The 23,571-nt window shown below is 71.5% G+C and carries 24 protein-coding genes and 1 tRNA gene; 8 read left to right on the top strand and 17 right to left on the bottom strand.

Annotation, left to right across the window (positions count from 1 at the left end):
* Positions 1-106: 106 nt before the first annotated feature.
* Positions 107-1,420 carry an MFS transporter gene (locus tag ACGH2B_RS18150; protein WP_399090420.1) on the bottom strand — a complete coding sequence of 438 codons (1,314 nt, stop codon included), beginning with the start codon at positions 1,418-1,420 and terminating at the stop codon, positions 107-109.
* A gap of 71 nt (positions 1,421-1,491) precedes the next feature.
* Between ACGH2B_RS18150 and ACGH2B_RS18145 the strand changes: the two genes are divergently transcribed.
* Positions 1,492-2,517 carry a GlxA family transcriptional regulator gene (locus ACGH2B_RS18145; RefSeq protein WP_399090417.1) on the top strand — a complete coding sequence of 342 codons (1,026 nt, stop codon included), beginning with the start codon at positions 1,492-1,494 and terminating at the stop codon, positions 2,515-2,517.
* A 228-nt stretch (positions 2,518-2,745) separates the two neighbouring features.
* Here ACGH2B_RS18145 and ACGH2B_RS18140 read toward each other — a convergent pair whose 3' ends face one another.
* Both ACGH2B_RS18140 and ACGH2B_RS18135 read right to left on the bottom strand, forming a co-directional pair.
* The gene (locus ACGH2B_RS18140) at positions 2,746-3,048 is read right to left on the bottom strand and encodes a GroES family chaperonin (RefSeq protein ID WP_399097101.1); all 303 of its coding nucleotides are present in this window, start codon (positions 3,046-3,048) and stop codon (positions 2,746-2,748) included.
* A gap of 97 nt (positions 3,049-3,145) precedes the next feature.
* Entirely contained in the window at positions 3,146-3,466 is a 321-nt protein-coding gene (locus ACGH2B_RS18135) for a DUF3618 domain-containing protein (RefSeq protein ID WP_399090414.1), read from the bottom strand.
* 226 nt (positions 3,467-3,692) lie between these two features.
* On the opposite strand from ACGH2B_RS18135, the gene bcp reads away from it, so the two are divergent.
* Positions 3,693-4,172 carry a thioredoxin-dependent thiol peroxidase gene (gene bcp, locus ACGH2B_RS18130; RefSeq protein ID WP_399090411.1) on the top strand — a complete coding sequence of 160 codons (480 nt, stop codon included), beginning with the start codon at positions 3,693-3,695 and terminating at the stop codon, positions 4,170-4,172.
* 239 nt (positions 4,173-4,411) lie between these two features.
* Here the strand turns inward: bcp and ACGH2B_RS18125 are convergent, their stop codons facing one another.
* The gene (locus ACGH2B_RS18125; RefSeq protein ID WP_399090408.1) at positions 4,412-5,686 is read right to left on the bottom strand and encodes a sensor histidine kinase; all 1,275 of its coding nucleotides are present in this window, start codon (positions 5,684-5,686) and stop codon (positions 4,412-4,414) included.
* On the bottom strand, positions 5,686-6,210 hold the full coding sequence (locus tag ACGH2B_RS18120; RefSeq protein ID WP_399090405.1) for a hypothetical protein: 525 nt from the start codon (positions 6,208-6,210) through the stop codon (positions 5,686-5,688). The genes ACGH2B_RS18125 and ACGH2B_RS18120 overlap by 1 nt, the downstream gene beginning before the upstream one ends.
* Positions 6,211-6,601: 391 nt before the next feature.
* On the opposite strand from ACGH2B_RS18120, the gene ACGH2B_RS18115 reads away from it, so the two are divergent.
* Positions 6,602-8,140, top strand: coding sequence for an MFS transporter (locus tag ACGH2B_RS18115; RefSeq protein ID WP_399090402.1), 1,539 nt, complete (start codon positions 6,602-6,604; stop codon positions 8,138-8,140).
* A gap of 175 nt (positions 8,141-8,315) precedes the next feature.
* A tRNA-Leu gene (locus tag ACGH2B_RS18110) sits at positions 8,316-8,397 on the top strand.
* 57 nt (positions 8,398-8,454) lie between these two features.
* Here the strand turns inward: ACGH2B_RS18110 and rdgB are convergent.
* From rdgB to rph, 3 genes are all read right to left on the bottom strand, one after another.
* Positions 8,455-9,084 (bottom strand): RdgB/HAM1 family non-canonical purine NTP pyrophosphatase, encoded by a 630-nt coding sequence (gene rdgB / locus ACGH2B_RS18105; protein WP_399090399.1) that lies wholly within the window; start codon positions 9,082-9,084, stop codon positions 8,455-8,457.
* Between the two features lie 32 nt (positions 9,085-9,116).
* Positions 9,117-9,536 (bottom strand): hypothetical protein, encoded by a 420-nt coding sequence (locus ACGH2B_RS18100; protein WP_399090396.1) that lies wholly within the window; start codon positions 9,534-9,536, stop codon positions 9,117-9,119.
* Between the two features lie 167 nt (positions 9,537-9,703).
* Positions 9,704-10,435 (bottom strand): ribonuclease PH, encoded by a 732-nt coding sequence (gene rph, locus ACGH2B_RS18095; protein ID WP_399090393.1) that lies wholly within the window; start codon positions 10,433-10,435, stop codon positions 9,704-9,706.
* A gap of 200 nt (positions 10,436-10,635) precedes the next feature.
* Here rph and ACGH2B_RS18090 point away from each other — a divergent pair, with 200 nt between their 5' ends.
* A complete protein-coding gene (locus ACGH2B_RS18090) occupies positions 10,636-11,853 on the top strand; it encodes an RNA-guided endonuclease InsQ/TnpB family protein (RefSeq protein WP_399090390.1) in 1,218 nt (405 codons plus the stop codon).
* Positions 11,854-11,888: 35 nt separating this feature from the next.
* On the opposite strand, the gene ACGH2B_RS18085 is transcribed toward ACGH2B_RS18090, so the two are convergent.
* On the bottom strand, positions 11,889-12,122 hold the full coding sequence (locus ACGH2B_RS18085; protein ID WP_399090387.1) for a glucose PTS transporter subunit EIIB: 234 nt from the start codon (positions 12,120-12,122) through the stop codon (positions 11,889-11,891).
* Positions 12,123-12,372: 250 nt separating this feature from the next.
* On the opposite strand from ACGH2B_RS18085, the gene ACGH2B_RS18080 reads away from it, so the two are divergent.
* Together ACGH2B_RS18080 and ACGH2B_RS18075 are read left to right on the top strand one after the other, a co-directional pair.
* A complete protein-coding gene (locus tag ACGH2B_RS18080; RefSeq protein ID WP_399090384.1) occupies positions 12,373-13,683 on the top strand; it encodes a PTS transporter subunit EIIC in 1,311 nt (436 codons plus the stop codon).
* 338 nt (positions 13,684-14,021) lie between these two features.
* A complete protein-coding gene (locus tag ACGH2B_RS18075) occupies positions 14,022-15,299 on the top strand; it encodes a PTS transporter subunit EIIC (protein WP_399090381.1) in 1,278 nt (425 codons plus the stop codon).
* Positions 15,300-15,471: 172 nt separating this feature from the next.
* Here the strand turns inward: ACGH2B_RS18075 and ACGH2B_RS18070 are convergent, their stop codons facing one another.
* The 8 genes from ACGH2B_RS18070 to clpS form a co-directional block, all read right to left on the bottom strand.
* Positions 15,472-16,224 (bottom strand): MBL fold metallo-hydrolase, encoded by a 753-nt coding sequence (locus ACGH2B_RS18070; protein ID WP_399090378.1) that lies wholly within the window; start codon positions 16,222-16,224, stop codon positions 15,472-15,474.
* A 597-nt stretch (positions 16,225-16,821) separates the two neighbouring features.
* A complete protein-coding gene (locus ACGH2B_RS18065) occupies positions 16,822-17,772 on the bottom strand; it encodes a PLP-dependent cysteine synthase family protein (protein ID WP_399090375.1) in 951 nt (316 codons plus the stop codon).
* Position 17,773: 1 nt separating this feature from the next.
* Positions 17,774-18,079, bottom strand: coding sequence for a MoaD/ThiS family protein (locus ACGH2B_RS18060; protein ID WP_399090372.1), 306 nt, complete (start codon positions 18,077-18,079; stop codon positions 17,774-17,776).
* 96 nt (positions 18,080-18,175) lie between these two features.
* Positions 18,176-18,349, bottom strand: coding sequence for a putative leader peptide (locus tag ACGH2B_RS18055; protein WP_399090369.1), 174 nt, complete (start codon positions 18,347-18,349; stop codon positions 18,176-18,178).
* Positions 18,350-18,537: 188 nt separating this feature from the next.
* Positions 18,538-18,963 carry a Mov34/MPN/PAD-1 family protein gene (locus ACGH2B_RS18050; RefSeq protein ID WP_399090367.1) on the bottom strand — a complete coding sequence of 142 codons (426 nt, stop codon included), beginning with the start codon at positions 18,961-18,963 and terminating at the stop codon, positions 18,538-18,540.
* Positions 18,964-19,240: 277 nt separating this feature from the next.
* Positions 19,241-20,704 (bottom strand): amino acid permease, encoded by a 1,464-nt coding sequence (locus ACGH2B_RS18045; RefSeq protein ID WP_399090363.1) that lies wholly within the window; start codon positions 20,702-20,704, stop codon positions 19,241-19,243.
* Between the two features lie 310 nt (positions 20,705-21,014).
* Entirely contained in the window at positions 21,015-21,608 is a 594-nt protein-coding gene (locus ACGH2B_RS18040) for a DUF2017 domain-containing protein (protein WP_399090360.1), read from the bottom strand.
* On the bottom strand, positions 21,608-21,916 hold the full coding sequence (gene clpS, locus ACGH2B_RS18035) for an ATP-dependent Clp protease adapter ClpS (RefSeq protein ID WP_345084787.1): 309 nt from the start codon (positions 21,914-21,916) through the stop codon (positions 21,608-21,610). The genes ACGH2B_RS18040 and clpS overlap by 1 nt, the downstream gene beginning before the upstream one ends.
* Positions 21,917-22,105: 189 nt before the next feature.
* Here clpS and ACGH2B_RS18030 point away from each other — a divergent pair, with 189 nt between their 5' ends.
* Positions 22,106-23,434, top strand: a complete 1,329-nt coding sequence (locus ACGH2B_RS18030; RefSeq protein WP_399090357.1) for a nicotinate phosphoribosyltransferase — start codon at positions 22,106-22,108, stop codon at positions 23,432-23,434.
* Positions 23,435-23,571 lie beyond the last annotated feature (137 nt).

Raw genomic sequence — 23,571 nt, 5'->3', positions numbered from 1 at the left:
CAAGCATGCAGTCCCTCTCCATCACGGTGACGTGGTACCGGGCACCGCGTGCGTACGGGCCGGCGGGGGGTGGACAGTCCTGGACAGCAGGAAAGAATCCGGCCTCTCAGTTGCCCGCCGCAAGTGCCCCCGACGGTTTCCGGCACATCCTGATGCTGAGGCAGAGCACCGCGGCGACGCCGCACAGCGCGGCGACACCGAACCAGACGGTGGTGTAGCTGCCGCTGCGGTCCCGGACCACCCCGGCCAGCAGCGTCGCCAGCCCGGCGCCCACCTGATGGGCGGCGTTGACCCAGGCGAAGACGATGGTGCTCTCGGTCCCGAAGAACTCCCGGCACAGCGCGATCGTCGGCGGCACGGTGGCCAGATCCAGCAGGCCGAAAGAGACCGTGAAGAAGAGCATCGACGGCGTCATCCCCGGCCCCATCAGCCCCGGCAGCAGCGCCAGGCTGACCCCGCGCAGCGCGTAGGTGGCGGCCAGCAGCCAGCGGGGATCGAAGCGGTCGGTGCACCAGCCCGCGGCGATCGTGCCGACGACGTTGAGCGCGCCCATGATCGCCAGCAGCGTCGACGCGGTGGTGCTGGGCATGCCCGCGTCGTGGGCGGCGGGCACGAAGTGCGCCATCATCACGCCGTTCGTGGAGGCACCGCACACCGCGAAGGTGCCCGCGACCAGCCAGAACGGCCCCGGCCTGAGGACGGACCGCAGCACCCGCAGGGCCCGCAGCGCCGTCCCCGACGCCGGGGCGGGCCGGGGCACGGGCCGGACGGCACCGTACGGCGCCAGCCCGAGATCGGCGGGGTGGTCACGCAGCAGCAGGAACGACAGCACCGCGACGGCCACGGCGACCCCCGCGACGGTCAAGGTGGCGCTGCGCCAGCCGGAACGGTTGGTGACCTCGGACAGCAGCGGCAGGAGGACCATGCCGCCGAACATGGTGGCGGAGCTGAGGAAGCCGGTGACCAGTCCCCGGCGGGCGGCGAACCAGCGGTCGGCGATCAGCGCGCCGAACGCCATGGCGATGGAGCCGCAGCCGAGGCCGACCAACACGCCCCAGCACAGCACCAGTTGCCACGGCGAGGAGATGACCGTGGTGAGACAGGCGCCGACCGCGATGACGCACAGCGCGCCGACCACGACCCGGCGCACACCGAGCCGGTCCATCAGCGCCGCGGCGAACGGCGCGGTGAGCCCGTACAGCACGGTGTTGACCGATACGGCGAGGCTGACCGTGCCGTGGGACCAGCCGAAGGTCTCGTGCAACGGGTTCACCAGCAGATTGGGCATTCCCGTGAAGGTGCCCGCACAGGTGATGACCACGAAGCCGACGAGAGCGATCAGCCACGCACGGTGGAATCCCCCGCCGCGCGGGGAAGGTGCCGGCTCTGTCTGAGGGGGGCTCGTTGAACTGGAGGACATACCTCTCACTCTTGGCCGACCGCCCCGGCCTCGACAGTGGCCAGCGTGCCAGAGGGTGAAAGAATCGTGCCATGACCGCACGCGCCACGACGGAGCCGACCGCCCCGCACCGGGTGGTCACCCTGGTACGGCACGGCGTGATGCCCATGGAGCTGGGCATCGTCCACCAGATGTTCCGCCAGGCCCGCTCCGCGTCCGGCGACCCGCTGTACACGGTGACGACCTGCGCGCCCCGCGCCGGACTGATCCGCACCGACGCCGACTTCCGCGTCGAGGTCCCCCACGGCCCCGAAGCCCTCGCCCGCGCCGACACCGTCCTCGTCCCCGCCACCCACGAGCTGGACGAGACCGAGACCGACGGCGTCCTCGGCCCCGAACTCGCCGCCGCCTGGCGCCACATACGCCCCGGCGCCCGCACCGCCTCCATCTGCACCGGCGCCTTCGTCCTGGCCGCCGCCGGTCTGCTGGACGACCGCCGCGCCACCACCCACTGGAAATCCGCGGACCGGCTGCGCCGCCTCCACCCCCGCGTCCGGGTCGACGCGGACGTGCTCTACGTCGACGAGGGCGACGTCCTGACCTCCGCGGGCGAGGCCGCCGGTATCGACCTGTGCCTCCACCTCATCCGCCGCGACCACGGCTCCGCCGTCGCCAACGACGTGGCCCGCGCCACGGTGGTACCGCCCTACCGGGACGGCGGGCAGGCCCAGTTCATCCCCCACCCGGTCCCCGCCGCGGGCGGCCCGACCACCGCCGCCGCCCGCGCCTGGGCCCTCGCCCACCTCGACGAACAGATCACCCTGCGCGACCTCGCCCGCCGGCAGGCGATGAGCATGCGCACCTTCTCCCGGAAGTTCCGCCAGGAGACCGGCACCCCGCCGATGCAGTGGCTCACCCTCCAGCGCACCGAACGCGCCCGCCAATTGCTGGAGGAGACCGACATGACCGTCGAACACATCGCCTCCCGCACCGGCTTCGGCACCTCCGTCTCGCTGCGCCAGAACCTCCTGGCCCGGCTCGGCGTCACCCCCAGCGCCTACCGCGCCACCTTCCGCGGCCCGGCGGCCACCACCGCCCGCCCGGCACCGGAGAACTGATACGCCCGGCGCCCGCCGGTGCCGCCCACGGGCCGCCCCGGCCGCCGGACGACGACCCGGGCCCCTCCGCCCGGCCACGGACATACGGAACGGGCGGTGACCAGGTCACCGCCCGTACAACCCGCGGGCCCGCTCCCGTACGGCGGCGGGCCCCGGAAACCTCCCGCGACGCCGGAACCACACAGGTCCGAGAACGTCCTACGCCGCCGGAACAGGTCCGGGAAACGTCTACAGATACAGCCCCGTCGCGTCGTCCGAGCCCTCCAGCCGCTCCGCGGCCACCGCGTGCAGATCACGCTCGCGCATCAGGACGTACGCCACACCGCGCACCTCGACCTCGGCACGGTCCTCCGGGTCGTACAGCACCCGGTCGCCGATCTCCACCGTCCGTACGTTCTGTCCCACGGCGACCACTTCGGCCCAGGCCAGGCGGCGGCCGACGGCGGCGGTGGCCGGGATGACGATGCCCCCGGTCGAGCGGCGCTCGCCCTCGGGGATGTCCGTCCGCACCAGCACACGGTCGTGCAGCATCCGGATCGGCAGCTTGTCGTGGGTGTCCTTGGCGTTATTCGGGCTCACGGCACGACGGTACCCGCACCCCGGCCGTGCCCCGGACGCCGGGCGGCACTCAGTCGCGGTGCTTACGGGAGCGCGCCACCAGCAGACCCACGATGCCCACGCCGACCATCGCGACCGGCACGATCCGCTCCAGCCGCGGCGCACCGTCCTCCGACACCAGTTGGGCGCGGATGTCCGAGACCACGCGATTGGCCGCCACGTAGGCACGGCCGGCCGTACGGTCCACCGCCTCGACGGTCTTCGCCTTCGCCTCACCGATGATCGTCTTCGGGTGCAGCCGCACACCGATCTCGTCGAGCATCACGGCGAGATCCTGCCGTCTGCGGACGATGTCCGCCTCGATCTGCGCAGGGGTCCTGGCTTCCGACACCGCGCTGCCTCCGTCGTCTCGGGCCGATGCGTACGAGGCCGGGCACGAGGCCCCGTACGAAAACCGGCCACCACACATGCGACCGATTCGTGTCCACAGTCTGTCAGCTCACGCCACCACTCGCCCCACAGCACCCCCGGTAACGCGCGGCCCGATGCCCCGGCGCCGCCGGGCCGTCCACCCGACGCCGTAATCTCGGGGCGTACAAAACCTTCGAAGGAGAGCCATGAGCGAGCGACTGCAGCCCGGCGACACCGCCCCCGCCTTCACCCTGCCCGACGCGGACGGAAACGAGGTCTCGCTCGCCGACCACAAGGGCCGCAAGGTCATCGTCTACTTCTACCCGGCCGCCCTCACCCCCGGCTGCACCAAGCAGGCGTGCGACTTCACCGACAACCTCGACTTCCTCGCCGGTCACGGCTACGACGTCATCGGCATCTCGCCCGACAAGCCGGAGAAGCTCGCGACGTTCCGCGAGAAGGAGGAGCTGAAGGTGACGCTCCTCGGCGACCCCGACAAGCAGGTTCTTCAGGCGTACGGCGCCTTCGGCGAGAAGAAGCTGTACGGCAAGGTCGTCACCGGCGTGATCCGCTCCACCGTCATCGTCGACGAGGACGGCAAGGTCGAGCGCGCCCTCTACAACGTCAAGGCCACCGGCCACGTCGCCAAGATCATCAAGGACCTGAAGCTGGCACCCACGGCCTGAGCAGCGGGTTTCCTGGGCCGGGCGGACGCCCCTCCGAGGCCCGCCGCCCGGCCTCCTGCGGTCCGCCCCCGGCCCCCGGCCCCTTGCGGTCCGCCCGGCCCGGCCGTTCGCGGTCCGCCACCGCCCGGCCGCCCGTGTTCCGCCGGGGCGGGCCGTCCGTGTTCCGCCGGTGGCAAGGACGCCGCACCGGCGCCTCCCCCGCAGGCCCGGGCCGGACCGCCCCGGAAACGTCCGGTCCGCTAAACCACCCCGTCCGCCGCCACCCGCACCCGGTCCGGCAGCTCCAGGACCGCCTCGGCCCCGCCTCCCTCGGCCACCCCGAAGTCCAGCCGCGCGCCCAGCACCTCCGCCTGGCCCACCGCGATCGTCAGCCCCAGACCGTGCCCGGTGCCCCGCTCCGGCGCCGCCGTACGGAACCGCCGCGGCCCCTCGGCACACAGCTCCGCCGGATACCCCGGCCCGTGATCCCGCACCACGATGCGGTTGCCCGCCACCACCACCTCGATCGGCGGCTTCCCGTGCCGCTCCGCGTTGGCCAGCAGATTCACCAGCACCCGCTCCACCCGGCGCCGGTCCGTCTCCACGATCCGCGGCTCCCCCTCGACCGCCACCGACACCGCGTCCACCCCGCGCTGCCCCGCCGCCCGCCGCACGATCCCCCGCACCAGCGACGGCAGCTCGCAGGCGTCGACGTCCGCCCGCTCCACCCCGGCGTCCAGCCGCGACACCTCCAGCAGGTCCTCCACCAGCCGCCGCATCGCCTGCGCCCGGTCCCGTACCAGCTCCACCGCCCGCGGCTGCGGCAACAGCTCCGCCGCCGCCACCAGCCCCGCCACCGGCGTCCGCAGCTCATGCGCCACATCCGCGGTGAACTCCCGCTCCGCCTGCGCCTGCGCCGCCAGCGACGTCGCCATGTGATGCACACTCCGGCCCAACTCGGCCACCTCGTCCCGCCCCGCGCTCGCCAAACCGTCCCACTCCAGCTCCGGGCCCGCGCCCGCCGCTATCCGCCGCGCCGCCGCCGCACTCAGCCGCAACCGCCGCGACAGCCGCTGCGCCACGAACCACGACACCACCGCCATCAGCACGACCGTGCCCGCACCCGCGACCAGCAGCGCCCGGTCCAGCGCCACCCGCGCCGGATCGTCCTGCGGATACGCCGCCGACACCGACAGCGACCGCCCCCACCGGGAGCCGCCCGTCCCGTCCCCGACGCCCGTCGCCGCCCACACCCGCGGATCGTCGCCCCCGCTCAGATACGTCCCCGACCGCCCCGCGAACACCGCCTCCCGCAACGGCACCGGCAACGCCGCGTCATCGAGCTGCGCCCCCATCGCCAGCGTCCCGTCCCGCTCGTAGATCTGCACCGCGGAACTGAGCCGGACATCCTGGTACGCGCGCGCCGCACGCTCCCGCCCCGCGTCCGCGATGTGGTGCACCGCGACACCCAGCACCACCACGGCGAGCGCCGTCATACCCGAAATGGCCAGCGCGATCCGGCCCCTGATCCCCATCACGCGAGGCTGTACATCTCCGTCGTGTCCCCCAGCGGCGTCGAGCCGTCGTACGTCACTTCCAGCCCGGTGAACGCCCGGCCGCCCTCGACGGTCCGCACCCCGTACAGCCGGAACGTCGCCGGGAACACCGCGTCCCCCGCCGCACCCGCCGCCGCCTTCTCCACCTGCACCACGCCCCGGCCCTCCGCCGACGTCCGGCCGTACCGCTCCCAGGTGATCCCGGTCGCCACCATCCCCGAATCCGCGCAGGTCAGCGTGATCACCCGCGGTTCGACCTCCGGCTCGCCGAAGCCGCAGTCACGGACGCCGGGCAGCCCCTCGGCCGACGTCTTCTGCGGCGCCCGGCCCGGCGCCGACGCCCGCTGCCGCGCCGCCGACGTCTGCGGCGCCGCGTCCACCGCCGACGCGTGCCGGCCCGCCTGCGCGCCCCACACCCCGGCCGCGACCACCACCGTGAGCACGGCACCCACCGGCACAGCGGTACGCCACCGCGGCCGGCGCGCCCCTACGCGGTCGCCCATCGCCCTCTCCTTCCGGGGCCACGGCCCCGCACCCCCGCCGGCACACCCGACGCCACCACTCCCCGCGAGGGGCCCGGCGAACGGCGGCTTCGCGGACACATGGCAACGGCACCGGCCCACCTTGCCCGGCCCCCCGCACGGGCTGATTGCCCGCACGCGGCGATGACCACGCGGCTTGGTACCAGTTCTGTAACAGCGCCCTTTCGGCCAGGTGCCGCACGGCTCCGCTTGCGGCGCCCGAAACCCCAGGCCACAGTGGCTTCCCCGGACGGCTCAGCCGGAGTGACGTACCTCCCCTTCGGGAGTGATGGTGGTTTGATCCGCGCTCGACTGCGCAGGCGCACCCGTCGTATCCCCGCGCACTTCGCGCTCTGAACGAGAGGACCGCCTCGTGCCGACCGGCAGCACCGAAGCAGACCCCGCCTCCGAACCCGCCCCGGAGGCCCTCAAGCGCCACCGCGCGCTCTTCCGTGCCATAGCCCGGCGCAGGAATCCCAAACTTCGGCGCACCGACATCACCATCACCGATGAGCGCGTGGTCAGGCGGGCGGTGAAGGCGGCCGCCCTCGGTAACGCCATGGAGTGGTTCGACTTCGGGATCTACAGCTATCTCGCGGTCACCATCGGCAAGGTCTTCTTCCCCGGCGGCGACGACACCACCAGCCTGCTGTCCTCCTTCGCCACCTTCGCCGTCGCCTTCCTCGTCCGGCCCCTGGGCGGCGCGTTCTTCGGCCCGCTCGGCGACCGCATCGGCCGCAAGAAGGTCCTCGCCCTCACCATGATCATGATGGCGCTGGGCACCCTGTGCATCGGCCTGATCCCGTCGTACGCCCTGATCGGTTTCTGGTCGCCCGTCCTGCTGATCGCCTTCCGGCTCGTCCAGGGCTTCTCCACCGGCGGTGAGTACGGCGGCGCGGCCACCTTCATCGCCGAGTACGCCCCCGACAAGAAGCGCGGCTACTACGGCAGCTTCCTGGAGATGGGCACGCTGATCGGCTACATCGGCGCCGCCGGGATCGTGCTGGCCCTCCAGACCGCCCTCGGGTCGGACGCCATGCTCCACTGGGGCTGGCGGGTGCCGTTCCTGGTCGCCGGACCGCTCGGCCTGGTCGGTCTCTACCTGCGGCTGAAGCTCGACGAGACGCCCGCCTTCCAGAAGCTGGAGGCGTCCCAGACGCACTCCGCGACCGGCTCCCCCGTCGAGGCCGAGGCCGAGTTCGCGCACCTCTCGGAGAACGCCCCCAAGAAGAAGATCGGCGAGATCTTCGCCCAGCAGTGGCCCACCCTGATCCTGTGCGTCGCCCTCGTCGGCGCGTACAACATCGGCGTCTACATGCTTCTGTCGTACATGCCGACGTACCTCACCGACGCCCTGCACTACAAGGAGTCGCACGGCCTGCTGCTCCTGCTCGCCACCATGATCGTGCTGGCGCTGGTCATCACCACCGTCGGCCGGCTGAACGACCGCTACGGCCGCAAACCGCTGCTGATGAGCGGCATGCTCGGCTTCTTCGTCACCGCCATCCCCGCGTTCTTGCTGGTCAAGCAAGGCAGCCTCGGCGCGGTCGTCACCGGCATGCTCCTGCTGGGCTTCTCCCTCGTCTGCCTGCTCGGCACGATGTCCGCCGCCCTCCCGGCGCTCTTCCCCACCAACGTCCGCTACGGCTCGCTCTCCATCGGCTACAACCTCGCCGTCTCGATCTTCGGCGGCACCACCCCGCTGGTGATCACCGCCCTGATGGACGCCTTCGGCGGCAACGTCATGGTCCCCGCCTACTACACGATGGGCGCCGCCCTCGTCGGCATCATCGCCGTCGCCTGCATGACGGAGACCGCCCAGCAGCCCCTGGCCGGCTCCCCGCCCTCCGTCGCCACCAAGGAGGAAGCGGTCGAGATGATCACCGCCCAGAACCAGGAACCGAAGTTCTGAACCGGGAACCGGCGTTCTGAGGGACGCCGTGCGAAGGCGACGAGGGCCGGGGAGAGATCCCCGGCCCTCGTCGCACCACCGTGTTTCCCCCGCCTTCGCTCCCCCGCGATCGCCCGTATCCGGCGCGGGGGCGGCCGTACGGGGCGGACAACTGCCGGTACGATGAGGACGGCTGGCGGCGGTGGCGCAGTGGCGACGCAGCAGACTTAGGATCTGTGGCCCGTGAGGGCTTGAGGGTTCGAATCCCTTCCGCCGCACAAGAATGGCCTGCGAATCGAAAGTTTGATTCGCAGGCCATTTCCCTGTGCATGGGCTCAGCCCAGCAACTCCCGCACCACCGGAACCAGCGCCCGGAACGCCTTGCCCCGGTGGCTGATGGCGTTCTTCTCCTCCGCGGTCAACTCGGCGCAGGTGCGGCTCTCGCCGAGAGGCTGGAGGATCGGGTCGTAGCCGAAACCGCCGGCGCCGGACGGGGTGTGGCGGAGCGTGCCGTCGAGGGTGCCCTCGACGACGCGCTCGGTGCCGTCCGGCAGTGCGAGGGCGGCGGCGCAGGCGAAGTGGGCGGCGCGGTGCGGCTCGTCGATGTCGGAGAGCTGGGCGAGGAGCAGATCGAGGTTGGCCCGGTCGTCGCCGTGCCGGCCGGACCAGCGGGCGGAGAAGATGCCGGGCGCGCCGCCGAGGACCTCGACGCAGAGGCCGGAGTCGTCGGCGACGGCCGGGTGGCCGGTGGCGCGGGCCAGGGCATGCGCCTTGAGCAGGGCGTTCTCGGCGAAGGTGACGCCGGTTTCCTTGACGTCGGGGATCTCCGGGTAGGCGTCGGCGCCGACGAGTTCGACGTCGAGACCGGCGGCGCCGAGGATCGCGCGGAGTTCGGTGACCTTGCCGGCGTTACGGGTGGCGAGGATGAGGCGGCGCGGGCCGTCCTGCTCGGTTGTGTGCTGCATGGACAGTGATTATCCCGGGACGCCGGCCCCGGTCATCCCGGGGAGCAGACCTTGGTCAGTTCACCGGCCGCGTCGGCGAGCGGCTGGAGGTCGGGGTCCTTGCCGTCCTGGAGCGCCTTGCGGGCGTTGTCGATGCCGTCGTTCATGCTCTTCAGCGCCTTGGTGAGGTCGGGGTCGCCGGTGGCGTCGCCGATGCCCTTGAGGTCGCGGTCGAGGCCGTCGAGCGCCTTCTCGGTCTGCTCGGGGTTGTCGGCGGCGCCCTGGGCCGTCTTCTGGAGCTTGTCGACCCCGTTCACGACGGCGGTGGCGGTACGGGCGCAGTCCATCGCCGTGTCGACGGCGCCGCAGCCGGTGAGCGCGGGTATCGCGAGCGCCGTGGCGGCGAGGGCCGCGAGGACGGTGGCGACGGGTCGTCGGCGGTGCGGGCGGGTGCTGCGGGTGCGTGAGGTCATGGGACGGTTCCTCCCCCAAGTCATGAACAGGTAAAGCAGGTATGGGGAGAAACGCGGGGCGAGGCGATTTGGTTGCCGCCGGACGCCGGGAGAACGGCTCCGGCCGCGCCCCACGGGACGCGGCCGGACGGCACGAGCGGGCCGGGCCTTCCGCGAAGGCCCCCGGCTCAGAGGGTGCGGGCGAGGGCCTCGCGCTGGGCGGCGTCGAGGTCGGTGCAGCCGGAGACCGCGAGGTCGAGGAGGGCGTTCAGCTCGGCGCGGTCGAAGGGCTCGGCCTCGGCGGTGCCCTGGACCTCGACGAAGCGGCCGTCGCCGGTGCAGACGACGTTCATGTCGGTCTCGGCCCGCACGTCCTCCTCGTAGCAGAGGTCGAGGAGCGGGGTGCCGTCGACGATGCCGACGCTGACGGCGGAGACGGTGCCGGTCAGCGGCTTGCGGCCGGCCTTGACGAGCTTCTTGCCCTGGGCCCAGGCGACGGCGTCGGCGAGGGCGACGTACGCGCCGGTGATGGCGGCGGTCCGGGTGCCGCCGTCGGCCTGGAGGACATCGCAGTCCAGGACGACGGTGTTCTCCCCGAGGGCCTTGAAGTCGATGACGGCGCGCAGCGACCGGCCGATGAGCCGGCTGATCTCGTGCGTACGGCCGCCGATCTTGCCGCGGACGGCCTCGCGGTCGCCGCGGGTGTTGGTGGAGCGCGGCAGCATCGAGTACTCGGCGGTGACCCAGCCCTCACCACTGCCCTTGCGCCAGCGCGGCACGCCCTCCGTGAAGGAGGCGGTGCAGAAGACCTTGGTGTCACCGAAGGAGACGAGGACGGAGCCTTCGGCGTGCTTGCTCCACCCACGTTCGATGGTGACCGGGCGGAGCTGTTCGGGCGTACGGCCGTCGATGCGAGACATGCCGTAGAGCCTAACGGGAACGGGGGCGTGGGCCGGGCGGGGCGAGGGTGCGGGACCCGTCCGGAACGCCGCGGGCCCCGGACCGTACGGGAGCCGACGGCCCGGCCCACCCCCGAACGCTTGAGCGGTACACCCCTTCGGAAGGGGGCAGCCCTTCCGTTCGGGGACCGGGGCCCCACGGCCGCCGTAGCGTGCGTTCCATGGCGCGACGGGCAGCGGATGTGCACACCGTGACGGAGCGGGCCGGGCAGGTCAGATTCACCTATCGGCTCCGGGTGTCCGCCGCGTCCGAACGCCTGCTGCTGGCGGAGTGGGGACGGTGCCGCTGGGTGTGGAACGAGTGTGTGGCCCGTTCCAGGAAGGCCCATCAGGAAGGCGAGACGTGCGGTCCGGCGCGGCTGTACAAGATGCTCACCGGGGCCCGCTCGGTGACACCGTGGTTGCGCGAGGGCTCCAGCGTCGCCCAGCAGCAGACCGTCCGGGACTTCGGAACGTCCCGGGCCAAGGCCCTCAAGGACATCAAGGACCGGCTGCCGATACGGCGGCGGGCGGGCCTGCCACGCCCGAAGAAGAAGGACGAGGCGGCTTTGACGCTCAACTACACCCGGTCGGGCTTCCGCCTGCGGGAGGGGCGCTTGTGCGTGGCGGGAGGTATCCGGGTGTCCGTGGTGTGGTCACGCCCGCTGGCCGCCGAGCCGTCGTCGGTGCGCCTGTACCGGGACGAGCTCGGCCACTGGTACGCGTCGTTCGTCGTCCCCGCCCGGACCGAAGCCCTGCCCCGCACCGGACGTGTCCTCGGGGTGGACCGGGGTGTCAGGGAAATCGCGACCACCACCAGCGACCGCCATGATCTGCCGCATCCCGAGCACGGCCGGAAGGCCGCCGCCGGGCTGACTCACCACCAGCGCACGGCGGCCGGCCGTCGGCGGGCGTCGGGGCGGCCCGGGTCGAAGGGGTACCGCAGGGCCCGGCGGCGCGCCGCGCGGCAGCACAAGAAGATCGCCCGGCGGCGGGCGGACACAGCCCGCAAGTGGGCCAAGGCCGTCGTCCGGGACCACGACGAGATCGCGGTGGAGGATTTCCGGCCGCGTTTTCTCGCGCGGACCGGTATGGCCCGTAAGGCCGCGGACGCCGCCATCGGCGTCACGAAGCGGGCTCTGCTGGAGATGGCCCGTAAGCACGGCCGGATCGTCCATCTGGTCCATCCCGCGTACACCACGAGGGACTGCGCTCGGTGCGGAGCGAGAGCCAAGCACGCACTGCCGCTGGGTGAACGCACCTATCACTGCACGACGTGCGGAGCCTCGTCCCCGAGGGACAAGAACTCCGCACGTCTGATGCTCGTCCGGGCAGGTCTGAACCCGGCCGGCTCCGATCGCGTCAGACCTGACCGTCCGCCGGACGGTCAGGCAGCGTAAGCCGGAAATCCCCGCCCGTCAGGGCGCGGGAGCTTTCAAATCATGTCCTCGATCTCCGCCGCGATCGGGTCCGCGTCCGTGCCGATGACGACCTGGATGGCGGTGCCCATCTTGACGACGCCGTGGGCGCCGGCGGCCTTGAGGGCGGCCTCGTCGACGAGGGAGGCGTCGGCGACCTCGGTGCGCAGGCGGGTGATGCAGCCCTCGACCTCTTCGATGTTGTCGAGTCCGCCGAGCCCGGCGACGATCTTCTCGGCCTTGGATGCCATGTCCACTCCTGCTTGTCTCGGCCGCCGGCGCGGGTGCCGGGCGGTGCTGCGGGGTGCGGTGGTGCCCTGCGGCCACGAACCGTAGTGCACGTTCAGCCCAGCTTTACGGGCGTTTGTCCGCTGTCTGGCGAAGGATAGCGATCACCCGGAGTGCGTACCGGGGGCCCGGGGTCGCACCACAAGTGGTCTACACCACCAGTATGCGGCACTCGCCGGGCACGGTGGCGGCGGTGGTTGCCGGAGGTGGCGGATGAGTTCTGGCGCGGCGGCGGCACCCCGTACGAAGCGGGGCGCCTCTCTCTTCCAGGGCATGCAGAAGATGGGGCGCAGCCTTCAGTTGCCGATCGCGGTGCTGCCCGCGGCGGGCATCCTGAACCGGCTGGGGCAGCCGGACGTCTTCGGCGCGGAGGGGCTGGGCTGGGACTCCGTCGCGAAGGTCTTCGCGGGTGCGGGCGGTGCGCTGCTGGATTCGGGGCTCGGGCTGCCGCTGCTGTTCTGTATCGGGGTCGCGATCGGGATGGCGAAGAAGGCGGACGGGTCGACGGCGCTCGCGGCGGTGGTGGGGTTCCTCGTCTACTTCGCGGTGCTGCACCAGTTCCCCGAGGCGTGCGCGCCGGGGCAGACGTTCACGCAGGCAGGTCCGTGGGGCGGGGTGTGCCTGGACGGGAAGGGGACGGCGGCGCAGGCCACGTTCCAGAATCCGGGGGTGTTCGGCGGCATCGTGATGGGGTTCGCGGCGGCGTGGTGCTGGCAGCGGCTGCACCGGGTGAAGCTGGTGGACTGGCTGGGGTTCTTCAACGGGCGGCGGCTGGTGCCGATCGTGATGGCGTTCGTGGGGCTGGCGTTCGCGGTGGTCTGTCTGTTCGTGTGGCCGCCGGTCGGTGCGGCGCTGACGTCGTTCAGCAAGTGGCTGACGGATCTGGACTGGATCGGGTCGGGGATCTTCGGGACGGCGAACCGGGCGCTGCTGGTGGTGGGGGTGCACCAGTTCCTGAACACGTTCGTCTGGTTCCAGTTCGGCGATTTCACCAAGCCGGACGGGACGGTGGTGCACGGCGACATCAACCGTTTCCTGGCGGGCGATCCGACGGCGGGGCAGTTCACCACGGGTTTCTTCCCGATCATGATGTTCGCGCTGCCCGCGGCGGCGCTGGCGATCACGCACTGCGCACGCCCGGGGCGGCGCAAGGAGGTGGGCGGGCTGATGCTGTCGGTGGCGCTGACGTCGTTCGTCACGGGCGTCACCGAGCCGATCGAGTACTCCTTCGTCTTCATCGCGCCGGCGCTGTACGCGATCCACGCGGTGCTGACGGGTGTGTCGATGGCGGTGTGCTGGGCGCTGGGGGTGCACGACAGTTTCAGCTTCTCGGCGGGGTTGATCGACTACGTCATCAACTGGGGGCTGGCGACGAAACCGTGGCTCATCATTCCGATCGGGTTGTGCTTCGCGGTGCTCTACTACGCGTTGTTCCGGTTCGTGATCACGAAATTCGATCTGGCGACTCCGGGGCGTGAGCCGGTGGAAGTGGCGGAGGAATTGGAGCGGGAGAACGTGAAGTGACCGGGGCGGCACAGGGGGTTTCCGGATTTGCGGGACGGGGGCGGCGAGGCCGTACGGTGGCGGGGCGGTGAGGGGCGCGGCGGTCGGCGCGGGGCGCGCGGACCGTTCGGCGACAGGCCGCGAAAATCCGCTCTGACCTGCACTTTTGCCCGTACGGGCGGTGCCGTTCCCGGGCTTCGGGTCGCCCTCCTCCAGGGGCGGTCCGCATGTGGTCCACACCACTGCGAAGAATGGATTCCTTCGCGCCGGGACCACGTGCTAAGAATGGTCTAAACCACTGAGTGGTGTAGACAAGCGGGCCGCCCCTCATGAGTGCCCGCCTCACCTGGAGGAATCCGATGAGTTCGGCCACTGCCTCGGCGGCACCGGAAAAGAAAAGCCGCGGCTCCGCCGCCATGGCCGTCGGCCAGCGCATCGGCCGCAGCCTCATGCTGCCGATCGCCACACTCCCCGCCGCGGCGCTCATGGTCCGCCTCGGCCAGCCCGACATGCTCGGCCGGGACAACTTCCCCGCCTTCCTGAACAAGCTCGCCGAGTTCATGGCGGCGGGCGGCGGGGCGCTCCTGGACAACATGCCGCTGCTGTTCGCGGTGGGTATCGCCATCGGCTTCGCGAAGAAGGCGGACGGCTCCACCGCGCTCGCCGCCGTCGTCGGCTACCTCGTCTTCAGCAAGGTGCTGGGCACCTTCACCGACGACAGCCTGCCCAAGGTCCAGCAGGTGGTCGACGGGAAGATAGCCGACGTGGCGCCGCCGGTGAACGCCGGTGTGCTGGGCGGTGTGGTGATCGGCATCGTGGTCGCCCTCCTCTACCAGCGCTACAGCCGCAAGAAGCTCCCCGACTGGCTGGGCTTCTTCAGCGGACGCCGGCTGGTGCCGATCCTGTCGTCCTTCGCGGGTCTGGTCATCGGCATCGTCTTCGGTTACATCTGGCCGGTGCTCGGCACCGGGCTGCACAACTTCGGTGAGTGGCTGGTCGGTTCGGGCGCGGCCGGTGCCGGTGTCTTCGGTGTCGCCAACCGCGCGCTGATCCCCGTCGGCATGCACCACCTGCTCAACTCGTTCCCGTGGTTCCAGGCCGGTGACTTCGACGGCAAGCACGGCGACATCGCCCGCTTCCTGGCGGGCGACCCGACGGCGGGTCAGTTCACCACCGGCTTCTTCCCGATCATGATGTTCGCGCTGCCCGCCGCCTGCCTGGCGATCGTGCACTGCGCCCGCCCCGAGCGCCGCAAGGTCGTCGGCGGCATGATGTTCTCGCTCGCGCTGACCGCCTTCGTCACCGGCGTCACCGAGCCGATCGAGTTCACGTTCATGTTCATCGCGCCGGTGCTGTACGCGATCCACGCCGTGCTGACGGGTGTGTCGCTGGCCCTGACCTGGGCGCTGGGGATGAAGGACGGCTTCGGCTTCTCGGCCGGCGCCATCGACTACGTCCTCAACCTCGGCATCGCCACCAAGCCCTGGCTGCTGGCGCTGGTCGGCCTCTGCTTCGCGGTCGTGTACTACGTCCTCTTCCGCTTCGCGATCACCAAGTTCAACCTGCCGACGCCGGGCCGCGAGCCCGAGGACGAGGTCCCGGAGACGGAGCAGGGCACCGCGAAGGCGGCGAAGTAGCGGCAGCCCGCGGCACCCGGACACGAGGCGGCGGCACCCGAGACCACTCGGGGGCCGCCGCCTTTCGCGTGTCCGGGCTGTCGTCGCGTGTCCGGGCTTCCGTCGCGGGCCGGGGTTTTACGCAGGTCCGGGCCTTGCGCGGGTCCGGGCTCTCGTCGCGGCTCGCGGTCCGTCAGACCTCGTGGACCGTGCCCGCGCGGGCCGTTTCGACCGGGCCGTCGTAGACCTTCTGTGCGTCGCGCAGGGTGATGTCCGGGTCGGTCCACGGCGGGATGTGGGTGAGGATCAGCCGTCCGGCACCGGCGCGGGCGGCGGACTCGCCCGCCTCGCGGCCGTTGAGGTGCAGGTCGGGGATGTTCTCCTTGCCGTGGGTGAAGGACGCCTCGCAGAGGAAGAGGTCGGTGCCCTCGGCGAGGTCGTCGAGCGCCGTACAGGGCCCGGTGTCGCCGGAGTACGTCAGGGACCGTCCGCCGTGTTCGATGCGGAAGCCGAACGCCTCGACGGGGTGGCGCACCAGCGCCGCCCGGACGGTGAACGGGCCGATCCGGAACGTTCCTTCCGTCAGCGCCCGGAAGCCGAAGACCTCACTCATCGCGCCGTTGTACGGCAGGTCCGCGTGGGCGGCGGTCAGCCGCCGCTCGGTACCGGCCGGGCCGTACACCGGCATCGGCGCGCAGCGTCCGCCGTCCGGGCGGTAGTAGCGGACGACGAAGTAGCCGCACAGGTCGATGCAGTGGTCGGCGTGGAGGTGGGACAGCAAGATGGCGTCGAGGTCGTAGAGACCGCAGTGGCGCTGCAGCTCGCCGAGGGCGCCGTTGCCCATGTCGAGGAGCAGCCTGAAGCCGTCGGCCTCCAAGAGGTAGCTCGAACAGGCCGAATCCGCGGAGGGGAACGACCCGGAGCATCCGACGACAGTGAGCTTCATGCGGGCGTGAACCTCCTGTGCGGGGACGGCGGAGCGGCGGACCCGGCCGGGCGGCGGTGGCCGGCTGCCTCGCCGGTCCGTGCGGGTGCGCGGCGGGTCCACTCGCGCGGTGCGGTGCCCACGAGGGTAAGGCGCGTGGCGGGGTGCCGCTCCTGTGGCGGGGCGAGCTGTGGGCGGAATCACCAGTCCGGTTCGGCCGTACGGGGGACCCGCCCGCCGCGCCGCGCGGGCCGGGCGCCGGTACGGTCGCAGCGGTGCGGACGGCGGACCGGCGGAGCGAAGGGAGAGCGGCGATGGACGGCTCGTGGTGGCCCGCGTTACTGGCGGTGATCGCGTTGGCGCTGGTCGCGGCGGTGGTCGACGGCCGGGGCCGGAGCCGTAGACCGCCCCGGCGGCGCGGTCGCCGTACGGGAGCGGCCGGGCGCCCGGCGGACGGCACCGGCTCCCGGGGTTCCCCGCCGCCCCCGCCACCGGACCGTGCGCCCGGCGACGGTGACCGTACGGCTGTCCGGGACGACGGCGGGGAGCCCGGCGGGCGGCGGGAGGAACGGTGACGGGCGGCCCCGAGGGACCGCCCGCCGGATGTGCCGCCTCGGGTCAGGCCCAGAGCTGTCCGTGCAGGGTGGCGATGGCCGCCTCGGTGGACTCGGCGGTGTAGACGCCGGTGGAGAGGTACTTCCAGCCGCCGTCGGCGACGACGAAGACGATGTCGGCGCTCTCTCCGGCGCGGACCGCCTTGCGGCCGACACCGAGCGCGGCGTGCAGGGCGGCGCCGGTGGAGATACCGGCGAAGATGCCCTCCTCGGCGAGGAGTTCGCGGGTGCGGGCGACGGCGTCCTCGGAGCCGACGGAGAAGCGCGTGGTGAGCACGGACTCGTCGTACAGCTCGGGGATGAAGCCCTCGTCGAGGTTGCGCAGGCCGTAGACCACGTCGTCGTAGCGCGGTTCGGCGGCGACGATCCGCACGCCGGGGAGGTGTTCGCGCAGATAGCGGCCGACGCCCATGAGGGTGCCGGTGGTGCCCAGACCCGCGACGAAGTGGGTGACGGACGGGAGGTCGGCGAGGATCTCCGGGCCGGTGGTGGCGTAGTGCGCACCGGCGTTGTCGGGGTTGCCGTACTGGTAGAGCATCACCCAGTCGGGGTGCTCGGCGGCGAGTTCCTTGGCGACCTTCACGGCGGTGTTGGAGCCGCCGGCGGCGGGCGAGGAGATGATCTCGGCGCCCCACATCGCGAGGAGTGCACGCCGCTCGGACGAGGTGTTCTCCGGCATCACGCAGACGATGCGGTAGCCCTTGAGCTTGGCCGCCATGGCGAGCGAGATACCGGTGTTGCCGCTGGTGGGCTCCAGGATCGTGCAGCCCGGGGTGAGGCGGCCGTCCTTCTCCGCCTGCTCGATCATGTGCAGCGCGGGGCGGTCCTTGACGGAGCCGGTGGGGTTGCGGTCCTCCAGCTTGGCCCAGATCCGGACGTCGGCGGAGGGGGAGAGGCGCGGGAGGCGGACGAGAGGGGTGTTCCCGACCGCCGCCAGCGGGGAGTCGTACCGCATGTCAGGCCAGGTCCGCCGGGCGGTCGGCGGCGGTGGAGCCGCCGGCGACGGCGGGGAGGATGGTGATGTTGTCGCCGTCGGTCAGCTTGGTGGCGATGCCGTCCAGGAAGCGGACGTCCTCGTCGTTGAGGTAGACGTTGACGAAGCGGCGCAGCTCCGCACCGTCGACGAGGCGCTCCTTGATGCCCGCGTGGCGGCTCTCCAGGTCGTCGATGAGCGCGGCGAGGGTGTCCCCGCCGCCCTCGACGGCCTTCGCGCCGTCGGTGTAGGTACGCAGGATGGTCGGGATTCGGACCTCGATGGCCATGAGAGTGCTCCTGTCGGAGTGCGGGGGCGGGGTGGCGGTGCGTCCCGTGTGCACGGCGTGGGGCGGTGCGGGTGCGGCGGGGTGGTGCGGGGCCGGTCAGGCCGCGGCGCGGCCCGGACACAGGGCGCTGGTCAGGCGGCACAGATCGATGTGCAGCCGGGCGGCTCCGCAGCCGAACGCGCCCAGCAGGGCGGAGGCGGAGCGACGCGTGGCGAGCGGAGCCTGCTGGCGCATGGCCCTCCTCTGCTCGCTCACGTCGTGGTCAACCATGCGGTCATCGTATCGATTCCCGGTCCGGGTTTTGATACCTCGTCCCATGATGCGGACTGTTGTGTACGGCAGGTGGGACGCGGCGCACGGCGGCACGCTCGGGCCGATCCCGTACGTCCCGGAAAACCCCAGGTGGCGGCGGGCGGACCGGCCCCGGCGGAGGCGCGGCCCGCCCGGGCCCGGAACGGTCAGGCGTACGCCTCGACGATCCGGACCTCCTCCTCGGTGATCTCCCCGTCCACGATGCGGAACGAGCGGAACTGGAAGGGGCCCGCGTCGTCGGTGTCGGCGGTGGAGACCAGGACGTAGTGCGCGCCGGGCTCGCCCGCGTAGCTGACGTCGGTGCGGGAGGGGTACGCCTCGGTGGCGGTGTGCGAGTGGTAGACGATCACCGGCTCCTCGTCGCGGTCGTCCATCTCGCGGTAGAGGGCGAGGAGATCGGCGGAGTCGAACTCGTAGAACGTGGGCGAGCGGGCGGCGTTGAGCATCGGGACGAACCGCTCGGGGCGGTCGCTGCCGGCCGGTCCCGCGACGATGCCGCACGCCTCGTCGGGGTGGTCCTGGCGGGCGTGCGCGACGATCCGGTCGTGGAGGTCCTGGGTCAGGGTCAGCATGCGGCAAGGATAGGAGGGCGTCCGCGGCGCCCGGGAGCGGGTGCGCGCGGGCGGCCGGGCGGACGCCGACAGGCCCGTACGGCCCGGCGGCACCGAGCGCGGCGCCAGGCCCGGCCCGCCCGGTTACGCAGGTCAGGCCCGGGAACACCGCGTCCGGGGACGGACCGCCGCCGCTCCGGACGCGGCACCGGGACCGGCCCCCGCGCGGGTACGGCGACGGGCCCGTACCCACCGCGGGATGCGATGCGTACGGGCCCGTCGCCGGAGGTGCGGCCGGTCAGTTCTTGGTGTCCTGGCCGGGCTTGACCTCAGCGGCGGCGCGGGTCGCGAAGACCTCGGCCGAGCGGCGCTTGATGGAGAGGTAGCCGACGCCCAGGATGACGGCCCAGATCGGCGCCGCGTACAGCGAGATGCGGGCGTCCGGGTCGATGCCCATCAGCACGATGACCATGCCGATGAACGCGAGGGCGAAGATCGAGGTGTACGGGGCGCCGGGCGCCTTGAAGTCCGACTGCGGCAGCTCACCGCGGTTGGCCTTGGCCCGGTAGCGAAGCTGCGAGAAGAGGATGACGATCCAGGCCCACATACCGGAGATCGTGGCGAAGGACACGACGTAGTTGAACGCGTCGCCGGGCCACTGGTAGTTGATCCAGACGCCGACCAGCATCATCGCGACGGAGACGCCGGTGCCCCAGGTGGGCAGGCCGTTCTTGCTCAGGTGCGTGAAGAGCTTCGGGCCCTGGCCGTTGAGCGAGAGGTCGCGCAGCATCCGGCCGGTGGAGTACATCCCGGAGTTGGCGGACGAGAGGGCGGCGGTCAGCACGACGAAGTTGACGATGCCGGCGCCGGCGGGCAGGCCGATCTCCTGGAAGGCACGGACGAACGGGCTGACGCCCGGCTCGAAGACCGTCCAGCTCACGACCGAGAGGATGATGATGAGCGCGCCGATGTAGAACAGGCCGATGCGCCACGGAACGGTGTTGATCGCCTTGGGCAGAACCTTCTTCGGGTCCTTCGCCTCGCCCGCGGTGACGCCGACGAGTTCGACGGCGAGGAACGCGAACATCACGATCTGAAGGGTCATCAGCGTGCCGCCGATGCCCTTCGGGAAGAATCCGCCGTCGGCCCAGAGGTTGGTGAAGGAAGCGGTGTCACCGGCGTTGGAGAAACCGAGAATGATGACGCCGAGACCGATCAGGATCATGCCGATGATCGCGGTGACCTTGACCATCGAGAACCAGAATTCGAGCTCACCGAAGATCTTCACGGAGATCAGGTTGATCCCGAAGAGCGCGACGGTGAAGACGAGTGAGGACACCCATTGGGGGATGTCCTGGTTCCAGTAGTGGATATAGGTGGCCGCCGCGGTGACTTCGGTGATTCCGGTCACGACCCAGAAAAGCCAGTAGGTCCAGCCGGTCACAAAGCCGATGAAGGGGCCGAGGAATTCACGTCCGTACTCCGAGAAGGAGCCGGAGACCGGGCGGTACATGAGCAGTTCGCCCAGCGCCCGCATGATGAAGAAGATGACGAGGCCGACGATCGCGTAGGCCAGGATGATGCTCGGCCCCGCCTTGGATATCGCCTTGCCCGCCCCGAGGAACAGGCCGGTACCGATGGCGCCACCAATGGCGATCATCTGGATCTGGCGGTTTCCCAGACCCCGCTGGTAGCCCTCCTCGGAGCCTTTCCCAGCGGCCTCATTGCCGTCGTGCTGCTTATCGACCTGCACAGAGGTCATGAGTGGTGCGCCTTTCTCCATACCGACCCGGTCTGTCCGGATCGGGTTCCGATCCCCCCGGATGGAGTTCCTGCACGCCGGCGGTCGGCCGGCTCAGCGCTCCCGCAGCGACAGGGGTGGCGTCGCTCACGGCAGGTCGTGAACATCTATCACGGCGCCTTGGAGGGCGACCAGGGACGTTGTATGGCAAGGTCACACGAAAATTAGGACAAAGCCCTAAACAATCGGCAAGGCGCACGCGCGTGAGATGGGATCGTTATCCGGATTTGAGCATTCTCTGAGCGAACGCCTGAGGAATGGTAACCGGGACTCACGCCATCAGCGATTCGACAAGCGTTTCCTGGAGACCGCCGAGCCAGAGGTACGCCAGCACCATGGGCTTACGGGGGTCGGAGTCCGGCAGCCGCAGCAGTTCCCCGCCGTCCTCCTCGTCGGTGACCTCCAGGCGGGTGCCGATGGCCAGCCGGAGATCGTTGAGCCCGCCGAGCCAGCGGTGGCACTCCTGCGGGGTGAGGCGCAGCACGGCGCCGGTCTCCGGCTCGGGGTGCAGCGCGTCGAGCGAGCGGATCAGCGCGAGCGCGTCCTCGCGTTTGCGGGTGCGCAGATCGTTCTCGGTGTAGCGGCGGAACTCCGCGGACGCGGCGATCACGTCGTCGTCCGGCACCCGGTCCGGACCGCCGTACGCGTCCGGGAAGAGGCGGGCGAGGACGGGGTCGGCGGGGGGTTCGCTCGGGCCGTCCCGGAAGACGGAGGCGAGCAGGTCCTCCGCGGCGTCACCGCTCTCGTCGCCGGGCCCGACCAGCTCCAGGAGCTGGACGGCGAGACTGCGCAGGATGGAGATCTCGACCTCGTCGAGGGTGACGGCCGCGCCGCCGCCGGGCTGGGACTCGAAGTGGCCGGCCATCAGCGGTCCTGCTGAAGGGTCGCCCACAGGCCGTAGCCGTGCATGGCCTGCACGTCGCGCTCCATTTCCTCACGGCTGCCGCTGGAGACCACGGCGCGGCCCTTGTGGTGGACGTCGAGCATGAGCTGGTGGGCCTTGTCCTTGCTGTAGCCGAAGTAGGACTGGAAGACATAGGCGACGTAGCTCATGAGGTTGACGGGGTCGTTGTGCACGACCGTGACCCAGGGAACGTCGGGTTCGGGCACCTCGTAGGGTGCCTCGCTCGACTCGGGGCGCTCGATCTCCACTGGGACACTCACACGCCCCATGCTGCCACCCGGGGCCGGGCCGTGCACAAACGCCCCTGGGCGGGTGGGTCGGGGCCGGGTGCCCGTGACCGCTCCCGGCGTCCGGCGGGCGGCGGCCCCGCACCGGCCGCGGGGCCGCCGTGAGCGGCATCACGGGGTCGGCCACCAGAAATCGTCAATCTGACGAGTATTGGGGGTAGCATCGTCCGCATGAACACAGCAGACCTGGGGCTGCCGGTGGCGGTGCCGTCGACGGCGCTCTTCACCGACCAGTACGAACTCACCATGCTGCAGGCGGCCTTGCGGTCCGGGAACGCCGACCGGCGCTCGGTCTTCGAGGTCTTCACCCGGCGCCTGCCCGAGGGCCGCCGCTACGGCGTGGTCGCCGGCACCGGCCGGGTGCTGGACGCGGTGGAGAACTTCCGCTTCGACGAGACCATCCTGGGCTTCCTGCGCGAGCGCGGCATCCTGGACGAGGCGACGCTGGAGTGGCTGGCCGGCTACCGCTTCCGCGGCGACATCTGGGGCTACCCGGAGGGCGAGGTCTACTTCCCCGGCTCCCCGATCATGCGGGTCGAGGGCACCTTCGCCGAGGCGGTGCTGCTGGAGACGGTGATCCTCTCCATCCTCAACCACGACTCCGCGGTCGCCGCCGCGGCGTCCCGGATGTCGGTGGCCGCCGGCGACCGCCCGCTGATGGAGATGGGCGCCCGCCGCACCCATGAGCTGGCCGCGGTCGCCGCCGCCCGCTCCGCGTACGTCGGCGGCTTCCACACCACCTCCGATCTGGCCGCCGGGTTCCGCTACCACATCCCGACCGTCGGGACGAGCGCGCACGCCTTCACCCTGCTGCACGACACCGAGCGGGACGCCTTCACCGCGCAGGTCGACACGCTCGGTCGCGGCACCACACTGCTGGTCGACACCTTCGACGTGACGGAGGCGGTGCGCCTGGCCGTCGAGGTCGCGGGGCCGGAGCTGGGCGCCGTCCGGATCGACTCCGGCGATCTGCTGCTCGTCGCCCACCGGGTGCGCCAGCAGCTCGACGAGCTGGGCGCGGTGAACACCAAGATCGTGGTGACCAGCGATCTCGACGAGTACGCCATCGCCTCGCTCGCCGCCGCGCCCGTCGACGCGTACGGCGTGGGCACCCAGTTGGTCACCGGCAGCGGGCACCCGACGTGCTCGATGGTCTACAAGCTGGTCGCCCGCGCGCAGAGCGACGCGCCCGACGCGCCGCTGCGGCCGGTGGCGAAGAAGTCGCTGGGCGGCAAGTCGTCGGTCGGCGGACGCAAGTGGGCCGCGCGGCGGCCGGACGAGCACGGCGTCGCCGAGGCGGAGGTCGTCGGCACCGGCGAGATCCCCGCGGAGCTGGCCGCGCACCAGTTGCTGGTGCCGCTGGTCACCGGCGGCGAGGTGGTCGCCCGCGAGCCGCTGGACGCCGCCCGGGACCGGCACATCGCCGCCCGCGCGAAGCTGCCGCTCTCGGCGACGCAGCTCTCCCGCGGCGAGCCGGTGCTGCCCACCGAGTACCACTGAGGCACCGGGCCGCGGCAGGCGTGACGCCGCGGCCCGCCACCCGGGTGGCGCACACCCCCTCCCCGGGCGGCCGGGGCGTGGCTAGTCTCGGCCGTACCGGCCACCGCCCCACCCTTCACCACGGCACCGGCCGTCAC

This window comes from Streptomyces sp. BBFR2 (assembly GCF_044497305.1).
Classification (GTDB): Bacteria; Actinomycetota; Actinomycetes; order Streptomycetales; family Streptomycetaceae; genus Streptomyces.
Note: the sequence above shows the minus strand (reverse complement) of the source record. Positions and strands in the feature narration are given on the sequence as shown.